Genomic DNA, 9,313 nt, shown 5'->3' on the forward strand with positions numbered 1-9,313 from the left:
GTCCCGGGGGCCTCTGCCGTGCCCGCACCGCTCGGCCGGGCCGAGGGCCCGACCCTCCGGGAGGCCGCTCAGAACGGCCGCCAGGCAGGCTCCTTCCGGGCCCCGCCGAGCAGCCGCTCCAGTGCACCCTCGACGTCGCTGCGCCAGGTGAGCGTCGTCCGCGCCTCCAGCCGCAGCCGCGGGTACCGGTGGTGCGGCCGCACGGTCTTGAACCCGACGGCGAGCAGGTGGTCGGCCGGCAGCAGGCAGCTCGGCGTCGGCCGCCCCACCGCACCGAACGCCTCGATCGCCCGGGTTCCCCGCCGCAGCAGGTCCTTGGCCACCGCCTGGACGAGCACCCGGCCGAGCCCCTGCCCCTGGTAGCCGGGCAGCACCCGGCTCACCATCAGCTGCACCGCGTCCGGCGACACCGGGCTGGTCGGGAAGGACTGCGACCGCGGCACGTACGCCGGCGGTGCGTACAGCACGAAGCCCGCCGGCACGCCGTCCACATAGACGATCCGTCCGCACGAGCCCCACTCCAGCAGGACCGCGGAGATCCAGCCCTCCTTCTCCAGTTCGGCCTTGCCGCCCTCGACCGCGGCCCGCCCACTGACCGGGTCCAGCTCCCAGAACACGCACGAACGGCACCCGTCGGGCAGATCCCCCAGATTGTCCAACGTCAGCGGTACGAGCCTGCGCCCCACGCCCCGCACACCTCCTCCGGCTCGGTTCCCCACCACGAGCTTGCTCCGAAAAGCGCGAGGGGTGCACGTTTCACGTGAAACATGCACCCGCTCGTCCGCCACCCGGCCGGTCAGCCCTGGGAGAGCCGCAGCTGCTCGTCGCCGGGGGCGAGGCTGTCCAGGATCCGGTTGAGGTCGTCGACCGAGGCGAACTCCAGCACGACCTTGCCCTTGCCGATCTTGCCGTTCCGTTGGGACGCCTCGACCTTGACCCGGGTGTCGAACCGGTCGGAGAGCCGGCCCGCGAGCTCGTCGAAGACCGGGGCGGCGACCCGGCCGGCCCGCGGGGCGGCCTGCTTGCGGGGCTGCTCGCCGGCCATCAGTCGGACGATCTCCTCGGTGGTGCGGACGGAGAGGCCCTCCGCGATGATCCGGGTGGCGAGCCGCTCCTGCTGCTCGGCGTCCTCCAGCGGCAGCAGGGCGCGCGCGTGCCCGGCGCTCACCGTGCCGGCAGCCACCCGGCGCTGAACGGCCGGCGGGAGCTTCAGCAGCCGCAGGGTGTTGGAGACGTGCGCGCGAGAGCGCCCGATCCGGTCGGCGAGCTCCTCGTGGGTGCAGGAGAAGTCGCGCAGCAGCTGGTCGTAGGCGGCGCCCTCCTCCAGCGGGTTCAGCTCGGCGCGGTGGAGGTTCTCCAGCAGCGCGTCCAGCAGGAGCTTGTCGTCCTCGGTCGCCCGGACGATCGCGGGGATGACCGTGAGGCCGGCCTCCTGGGAGGCCCGCCAGCGCCGCTCACCCATGATCAGCTCGAAGCGCTCCGGGCCGACCTGGCGGACGACGACCGGCTGGAGCAGGCCCACCTCCTTGATGGAGGTGACCAGCTCGGCCAGCTTGTCCTCGTCGAAGACGTCGCGCGGCTGGCGCGGGTTGGGAGTGATGGTGTCCAGCGGGAGCTCGGCGAAGGTCGCACCCTCGACCGGGGCGAGCCCGGAGTCCGAGCCGCCGCGCGGGCCGTCGGTCAGTTCGCGCAGGCTCCCGGCGGCGACCTTCGCAGCCACCGTGCCGCGATCGGTCGGCAGCAGCGGTGCCACCGCAGGGGCCGCCGCAAGCGGCGCCCCGACCGCGGAGACCGGTGCGGCCCCCGTCGCCGGCGAGGCCGCGGGGATCAGCGCCCCGAGACCCTTCCCCAGACCTCTGCGCCCACCACTCACCGGTTGCCCTCCATCGTGCCGTGCTGTGCCGCCGCCGCTCCGTCCGCGGTCCGCTGCTGCCCGACCGCACCGTAGCCGGTCGCGGCACCGGCCGGGTAATCGCCCCCGACCGCACGCATGGCCAGCTCGCGGGCGGCCTCCAGGTAGGAGAGCGCACCGGTGGAACCCGGGTCGTAGCTGAGCACGGTCTGCCCGTAGCTGGGGGCCTCGGAGATGCGCACAGACCGGGGGATCGCCGTGTGCAGCACCTCGCGCTCGAAGTGCGTCCGGACCTCCTCGGCCACCTGGGCCGCGAGCCTGGTGCGGGCGTCGTACATGGTCAGCAGGATGGTGGAGACGTGCAGCGCCGGGTTGAGGTGGGCGCGCACCAGCTCCACGTTGCGCAGCAGCTGGCCGAGGCCCTCCAGCGCGTAGTACTCGCACTGGATCGGGATCAGCACCTCGCGACCCGCGACGAGCGCGTTGACGGTGAGCAGGCCGAGCGAGGGCGGGCAGTCGATGAGAATGTAGTCCAGCGGCTGCTCGTAGGCGGTGATGGCGCGCTGCAGCCGGCTCTCCCGGGCGACCAGGGAGACCAGCTCGATCTCCGCGCCGGCCAGGTCGATGGTGGCCGGGCAGCAGAACAGGCCCTCGACGTCCTTCACCGGCTGGACGACATCGGCGAGCGGCTTGCCCTCGACCAGGACGTCGTAGATGGACGGCACCTCGGCGTGGTGGTCGATGCCCAGGGCAGTCGAGGCGTTGCCCTGCGGGTCGAGGTCAACCACCAGGACGCGCAGCCCGTGCAGGGCCAGGCCCGCAGCGAGGTTCACCGTGGTGGTGGTCTTGCCGACGCCGCCCTTCTGGTTGGCGACCACGATCACCCGTGTCGCGTCCGGCCTGGGGAGGCCCTCGCCGGCCCGCCCGATCGCCTGCACCGCAGCCTGGGCGGCGCGTCCGATGGGCGTGTCATCGATCTGTTCGATGGTCTCCGAGTCCTGCATGGGGGTCAGTGTTTCACGTGAAACCGGAGCGGCAACAGTCACCGCCAGAGCACGGTCGAGGATTCCGGGGAGCTGAGAGCGACGTTTCACGTGAAACACGATGCCCGGAATGTCATAAATCTGACGGTGCGACACTCCGAGTACCCCCGAACGCCGCAGCTCAAGGGCGCCCCCGGCGTCCGGTCCGGAAGCGGCACCGGCCGCCGGCCCGCCGCCGGACAGACGTAACGGGCGGCCGGGAGCCCGTGCTCCCGACCGCCCGTCGATGTCCGTCCGACCGCCGGTCCCCGGCTGTTCGCCGGACCGTCCCCGGCTCAGCGCCGCCGGCGCCCGCCGGCCCGGCCCGCATCCCTGCTGCCGCGTCCGGCCCGGGCCGCCTTGGCCCGCCGGGTCGCAGCCTTCACCCCGCCGGGGCTCTCCCCCGCCTCGCCCCGGACCCCCCGGGTCGAGGTCTCCAGGGTGCCCTCACCGACCGAGATCACCGACCACTTCACCGCGCCCAGCCGGGTCAGCGCCGCCCGGGAGTCCGCGAGCTCCTGCTCCGCACTGTCGCCCTTCAGCGCCAGCATCTGCCCGTACGGGCGGAGCAGCGGCAGCCCCCAGCCGGCCAGCCGGTCCATCGGGGCGACCGCGCGCGCCGTGACGATGTCCACGGCGAGCTTGCCGACCATCTCCTCCGCGCGGCCGCGGACCACGGTCACGTTGTCCAGCCCGAGCTCGCGGACCACCTCCTCCAGGAAGGTGGTGCGGCGCAGCAGCGGCTCCAGCAGTGTCACGGAGACGTCCGGCCGGGCCAGCGCTACCGGGATGCCGGGCAGGCCCGCACCCGAGCCGACGTCGCAGAGCGACGCCCCGGCAGGCAGCAGCTCGGCCAGCACCGCGCAGTTCAGCACGTGCCGGTCCCACAGCCTCGGCACCTCGCGCGGGCCGATCAGCCCGCGCTGCACGCCCGCGGTCGACAGGAACTCGGTGTAGCGGACGGCAGCGGCCAGCCGCTCTCCGAAGATCTCCTGCGCCACGGCCGGGGTCTCCCCCGGCCCCTGCGGCGGAACCACCGCCGAGGGCTCGCCCTCGGGCGCCACGCCGTCCGTCTCCATCTCAGCCTCTCCGCTCACCGAATCCACCCGCCCCGGACCGGATCGCAGCTCCGGCCCGATCCCGTCAGGAACACCCTAGGCACCATCCGGGCCGACCTCCGCACCGGACGGGACGGCCCCCAAGGAACGACGACCCCGTCCGCACACGGCGGACGGGGTCGCTCGACACCACAACCGGGAATCAGCCCGGCAGCACGACGACGCACCGCTGGGGCTCCTCGCCCTCCGACTCGCTGCGCAGGCCGGCCGCGGCCACCGCGTCGTGCACCACCTTGCGCTCGAACGGCGTCATCGGCCGCAGCTTCACCTGCTCGCCGGTGGACTTCGCCTGCTCCACGGCCCTCGCACCCAGGGCGGCCAGCTCGGCCCGCTTGCGCGCCCGGAAGCCCGCGATGTCCAGCATCAGACGGCTGCGCTCACCGGTCTCCCGGTGGACGGCCAACCGGGTCAGCTCCTGGAGCGCCTCCAGCACCTCGCCGTCCTGCCCCACCAGCCGCTGGAGCTGGCGGTCGGGACCCTCGCTGACGATCGAGACCAGCGCACGGTCGCCCTCGACGTCCATGTCGATGTCGCCGTCGAGGTCCGCGATGTCCAGCAGACCCTCGAGGTAGTCGGCGGCGATGTCGCCCTCGTGCTCCAGGCGGGCGACGAGACCCTCGCCGGACTCCTCCACTGCCTCGACCTCGACGGCGGAGGTGGTGCCTTCCGTCACTGATGGACTCCTTCGGGGATGGGCCCCCGGGTGGGGCCGAGAACGAAGATCTGGGGCCGCTGCGACCGGTTCCGACCGGTCAGGACTTCTTCTTCGGACGCTGACCGCCGCCCTGCCCGGTGCGCTTCGGCTGCTGCCGCTGCGCGGGCTTGCCGGCCGCCTGCTTGCCCGCCGGCTGCTTGGCGCCCTGACCCGCCGGGACCGCGTCCTGCTTGGTCAGCCGGGCAGCGGGCTCCTCGGCCGCGGGCTGCGCCGCGGTGTCCTGGGCGGCCGGCTGCTGGTGGCCGCCGGCGTGCTGGCGCTGGGCCTTGGTCTGCTTGCGCGGCTGCTGGCGCCGGACCTGGACGGTCTCCTCGACCACCGAGGCCGCAGCCGCCGCCGGGGCGGAACCGCCGCCGCTCAGCTTCGCGAGCAGGCCGACCTTCTTGATCGAGCCGTCCGGGTTGAGCCGACCCTTGCGCTTCAACCGCTCCTGGCGCTCCTGGAAGGCCATCGAGCCGGGCGTCGGGTTGTTGTGGATGACGATCAGCTGCTGGGCCATCGACCACACGTTGGTGGTCAGCCAGTAGACGAGGACACCGACGGGGAAGTTGATACCCATCACGGCGAACATGACCGGGAAGACGTACATCAGCATCTTCTGCTGCTGCATGAACGGCGTCTTGACCGTGAGGTCCACGTTCTTGGTCATCAGCTGGCGCTGGGTGACGAACTGCGACAGCGACATCAGGACGATCATGATCGCCACGACGATCTGGATGTGCACGCTGTCGGCACCGACGAACTTCGCCGACAGCGGAGCGCCGAAGATGTGCGCCTGCTTGGCGCTGGCCAGCAGGTCGGGCGTGATGACGCCGATCGTCTTGTTGTTGGCCACCGAGGCGAGCACACCGTACAGAGCGGTGAAGAACGGAGCCTGGACCAGGATCGGGAGACAGCTCGAGAAGGGGTTGGTGCCCGCCTCCTTGTAGAGCTTCATCATCTCTTCGGACTGGCGCTGCCGGTCGTTCTTGTAGCGCTCCTGGATGGCCTTCATCTTCGGCTGGATCGCCTGCATGGCCCGGGTCGCCTTGATCTGCTTCACGAAGAGCGGGATCAGGCAGATCCGGATGACGATCACCATGGAGACGATCGACAGGCCCCAGGCCCAGCCGCCGTCCGGGTCGAAGACGTGGCTGTACAGCGAGTGGAACTGGACAATGATCCAGGACACCGCTGTGTAGAGGGGATTCAGGAAGGACCAGGTCACCGGTCAGACTCCTTGGACATCGGGCTTGGCCACCGGCTCAGGCCCGGCGGTCCCGCTCTTCGGGCTCAGCAGATTGCGCAGCCGGCGGTGCCACACCGGGTGCTTGCGCGGCGGCACATGATCGACCCCACCGGGCGACCAGGGGTTGCAGCGCAGGATGCGCCACGCGGTCAGACCGCTCCCCTTGATCGCGCCGTGTGTACGCACCGCCTCGTACCCGTAGTGCGAACACGAGGGGTAGTAACGGCACACCGGCCCCAGCAGCGGACTGATCGTCCACTGGTAGAGCCTGATCAGCCCCATCAGCAGGTACTTCATCGCCCTGCTCCCGTCGGCGCGTGACCGGTCGGCTCCGTCCGGAGCAACCGGCGCAGCGCCGCATCCAGATCACGTTCGAGATCGATGTACGAGGCCGCCCCGGACTGGGGCAGCGCGCGTACCACTATCAGGCTACCTGCGGGCAGCCGGGGCAGACGCTCACGGACCAGGTGACGTAGACGACGCTTCACCAGGTTGCGCACGACCGCGGGACCCACGGCCTTGCTCACGACGAAACCCGCACGCGCCGAAGGAAGCCCCTCGGCGGCGTGCGGGCCGCAGTCGCTGTTCCGGTCCGCCGGCCCCGGCCGGTCGCCCTCTCTGTCGAGATGGACCACCAGGAGGGGCCGACCGGCCCGTCGACCGCGTTTCACCGCGGTCGAGAAGTCCTGGCGCCGCCGCAGCCGATTCTCGGAGGGCAGCACTTCGGAACCCGCGCGCTTGTCAGGCGGACAGGCTGGCGCGGCCCTTGCCACGGCGGGCGGCCAGGATGGCGCGGCCGGCGCGGGTACGCATCCGCAGCCGGAAGCCGTGGGTCTTGGCGCGACGACGGTTGTTCGGCTGGAAGGTGCGCTTGCTCACTCGGGGGCTCCTGGGGTGAATCGTAGGATGACGGGGCGTCGCTTGGCCGTCACCGTGCGTCCGCGCGATCTCCCCCTTACGGGAAATCCGCCCCAACAGCCCAGGTCGGCTGGTGTTGAGGCCATCCACGGCGCCCGTGCTGCGCGCCTTGTGGAAGCGGGTGGACCCGCGGGCATGCGGCAGCGGCCATCGACAACTCGACCTGGTTACGGTACGCGGCAGCGCCCCGGAGGGTCAAACCGGCAGCACCCGGGCCCGTCGCCCACAGCCTGTGGACAACAACTTGAATCAGCTCTGCGCGCTGACTACCGTTGCAGGACTTGTCGGGTTTGTTCATCGATCGGACCGGCACCCCGAGTCCCCTTGACACCCTCCCCCTGCTGGGGGCACCCCCGGCCGAAGACCGGGGGCGGTACGAGAAAGCGTGCACCAGTGGCTGATGTCAACAGCGATCTCGTCCCGCTCTGGGCGAAGGTCGTCGAGCGGCTGGTCAACGACTCCGGTGTCGGGGACAGCGACAAGATGTGGCTGCGCCGCACCCGCCCGATGTGGATGATGCACGACACCGCTCTGCTGGCGGCCCCGAACGAGCGGGCCAAGCAGGTGCTGGAGGGCCGGCTGCTGCCCCAGCTGACCGAGGCCCTCACCTACGAGTTCTCCCGGCCGGTGCGGATCGCCGTGATGGTCGACGCCGAGGCCGGGGCCGGCCCCGCCGCCCCCGAGCCCCAGCCGCAGGAGCCCGCGCAGTCCGCCCCCGCCCCGGAGTGGGGCGCCCGGACGTACCACGGAGAGCCCGAGTACGACGACCGCGAGTACGGCGAGCGCGGCTACCAGGGCCCCGCCGGCTACGACCGGCCCGGGTACCAGCAGCAGCCGTCCGCCGGCCGGTACGACCAGCGGCCCGAGCCGTCGTACGAGCAGCACTACGAGCAGCCCGCCGCCCCGGAACGCCCGGAGCAGCGGCCCTGGGGCGAGCACGGCGGCGGCGACTGGGAGGGCCCGGGGTACGAGCAGCCGGGCCCGGCGGGCGAACGGCGCGCCGAACCGCAGCCGCGCCCGAAGGGACTGCCCGCCGCCACCCCGGCGCAGGGCGACCTCTTCGGCGGCGTGCTCGGCCCCGACCCCGGCGAGACCGGCCGCGGCCGCGGCGGGCAATCCCGGCGCGGCGGCACGGCGCGGCCCTCCGCCGCCCAGCCGCCGGCCGTACCGGCGCTGCCCGAGCGCACCCCGGCCCCCGGTGTCCCGGCCCCGCCCGGCGCTCCCCCGGCGGGCGGCCCGCGCAAGGACGAGCCGGCCGCCCGGCTGAACCCCAAGTACCTGTTCGACACCTTCGTGATCGGCGCGAGCAACCGCTTCGCGCACGCCGCGGCGGTGGCGGTCGCCGAGGCCCCGGCCAAGGCGTACAACCCGCTCTTCATCTACGGCGAGTCCGGGCTGGGCAAGACCCACCTGCTGCACGCCATCGGGCACTACTCGCGCAGCCTCTTCCCGGGCACGCGGGTGCGCTACGTGAGCTCGGAGGAGTTCACGAACGAGTTCATCAACTCGATCCGCGACGGCAAGGCGGACGCCTTCCGCAAGCGGTACCGGGACATGGACATCCTGCTGGTGGACGACGTCCAGTTCCTCGCCAGCAAGGAGTCCACCCAGGAGGAGTTCTTCCACACCTTCAACACCCTGCACAACGCCAACAAGCAGATCGTGCTCTCCTCGGACCGGCCGCCCAAGCAGCTGATCACCCTGGAGGACCGGCTCCGCAACCGCTTCGAGTGGGGACTGATCACCGACGTCACCCCGCCGGAGCTGGAGACCCGGATCGCGATCCTGCGCAAGAAGGCGATCCAGGAGCAGCTGAACGCGCCGGCCGACGTGCTGGAGTTCATCGCCTCCCGGATCACCCGGAACATCCGGGAGCTGGAGGGCGCCCTGATCCGGGTCACCGCCTTCGCCAACCTCAACCGCGCGCCGGTCGACCTGGAGCTGGCCGGGATCGTCCTCAAGGACCTGATCCCGGGCGGCGACGAGGACGCCGGACCGGAGATCACCGCCCAGGTGATCATGCAGCAGACCGCGGCCTACTTCGGCCTGGGCGTCGAGGACCTCTGCGGATCCTCGCGCAGCCGGGTGCTGGTGACCGCGCGCCAGATCGCGATGTACCTCTGCCGCGAGCTGACGGACCTTTCGCTGCCGAAGATCGGCGCCCAGTTCGGCGGCCGCGACCACACCACGGTGATGCACGCCGACCGCAAGATCCGGTCGCTGATGGCCGAGCGCCGCTCGATCTACAACCAGGTCACCGAGCTCACCAACCGCATCAAGAGCTGAGCCGCGGGCGCCGGCCGACCGGCGCCCCGACGGCCGCTGCAGGGACCTCAGGAGCCCCGCCCCGCCCCCGGGGCGGGGGGGGGGTGGGGCATGGGGACGCTTGTGGCACCGCCGGGGGGGCGGCCCCCCCCGCGCCGGGCTAAACGCGGTGGGGGGGACCCCCGGCGTTTTCGC

Annotated in this window: 10 protein-coding genes; 1 reads left to right on the forward strand and 9 read right to left on the reverse strand. The window is 72.1% G+C overall.

Features of this window, described 5'->3' with window-relative positions; genetic code table 11:
- Window positions 1-68: 68 nt before the first annotated feature.
- The 9 genes from ACFV0G_RS15680 to rpmH all read right to left on the reverse strand — a co-directional run bounded on the left by ACFV0G_RS15680 (window position 69) and on the right by rpmH (window position 6,814).
- A complete protein-coding gene (locus tag ACFV0G_RS15680) occupies window positions 69-686 on the reverse strand; it encodes a GNAT family N-acetyltransferase (RefSeq protein WP_380546917.1) in 618 nt (205 codons plus the stop codon).
- Between the two features lie 110 nt (window positions 687-796).
- Window positions 797-1,873 carry a ParB/RepB/Spo0J family partition protein gene (locus ACFV0G_RS15685; RefSeq protein ID WP_380546919.1) on the reverse strand — a complete coding sequence of 359 codons (1,077 nt, stop codon included), beginning with the start codon at window positions 1,871-1,873 and terminating at the stop codon, window positions 797-799.
- Window positions 1,870-2,919 (reverse strand): ParA family protein, encoded by a 1,050-nt coding sequence (locus ACFV0G_RS15690; RefSeq protein ID WP_380546945.1) that lies wholly within the window; start codon window positions 2,917-2,919, stop codon window positions 1,870-1,872. Before ACFV0G_RS15690 ends, ACFV0G_RS15685 begins: the two co-directional genes overlap by 4 nt.
- Before the next feature lie 251 nt (window positions 2,920-3,170).
- Window positions 3,171-3,953, reverse strand: a complete 783-nt coding sequence (gene rsmG / locus ACFV0G_RS15695; RefSeq protein ID WP_380546921.1) for a 16S rRNA (guanine(527)-N(7))-methyltransferase RsmG — start codon at window positions 3,951-3,953, stop codon at window positions 3,171-3,173.
- A 181-nt stretch (window positions 3,954-4,134) separates the two neighbouring features.
- Window positions 4,135-4,665, reverse strand: coding sequence for a protein jag (locus ACFV0G_RS15700; protein ID WP_380546923.1), 531 nt, complete (start codon window positions 4,663-4,665; stop codon window positions 4,135-4,137).
- 79 nt (window positions 4,666-4,744) lie between these two features.
- Window positions 4,745-5,914, reverse strand: a complete 1,170-nt coding sequence (yidC, locus tag ACFV0G_RS15705; protein WP_380546925.1) for a membrane protein insertase YidC — start codon at window positions 5,912-5,914, stop codon at window positions 4,745-4,747.
- Between the two features lie 3 nt (window positions 5,915-5,917).
- On the reverse strand, window positions 5,918-6,232 hold the full coding sequence (yidD, locus tag ACFV0G_RS15710) for a membrane protein insertion efficiency factor YidD (protein ID WP_380546927.1): 315 nt from the start codon (window positions 6,230-6,232) through the stop codon (window positions 5,918-5,920).
- Window positions 6,229-6,657 carry a ribonuclease P protein component gene (gene rnpA / locus ACFV0G_RS15715; protein ID WP_380546929.1) on the reverse strand — a complete coding sequence of 143 codons (429 nt, stop codon included), beginning with the start codon at window positions 6,655-6,657 and terminating at the stop codon, window positions 6,229-6,231. Before rnpA ends, yidD begins: the two co-directional genes overlap by 4 nt.
- A gap of 19 nt (window positions 6,658-6,676) precedes the next feature.
- Window positions 6,677-6,814 (reverse strand): 50S ribosomal protein L34, encoded by a 138-nt coding sequence (rpmH, locus tag ACFV0G_RS15720; RefSeq protein ID WP_030059672.1) that lies wholly within the window; start codon window positions 6,812-6,814, stop codon window positions 6,677-6,679.
- A 432-nt stretch (window positions 6,815-7,246) separates the two neighbouring features.
- Between rpmH and dnaA the strand changes: the two genes are divergently transcribed.
- Window positions 7,247-9,139 carry a chromosomal replication initiator protein DnaA gene (gene dnaA, locus ACFV0G_RS15725; protein ID WP_380546931.1) on the forward strand — a complete coding sequence of 631 codons (1,893 nt, stop codon included), beginning with the start codon at window positions 7,247-7,249 and terminating at the stop codon, window positions 9,137-9,139.
- The last annotated feature ends 174 nt before the right edge of the window (window positions 9,140-9,313 follow it).

The organism is Kitasatospora sp. NPDC059571, from assembly GCF_042735675.1.
GTDB lineage: Bacteria > Actinomycetota > Actinomycetes > Streptomycetales > Streptomycetaceae > Kitasatospora.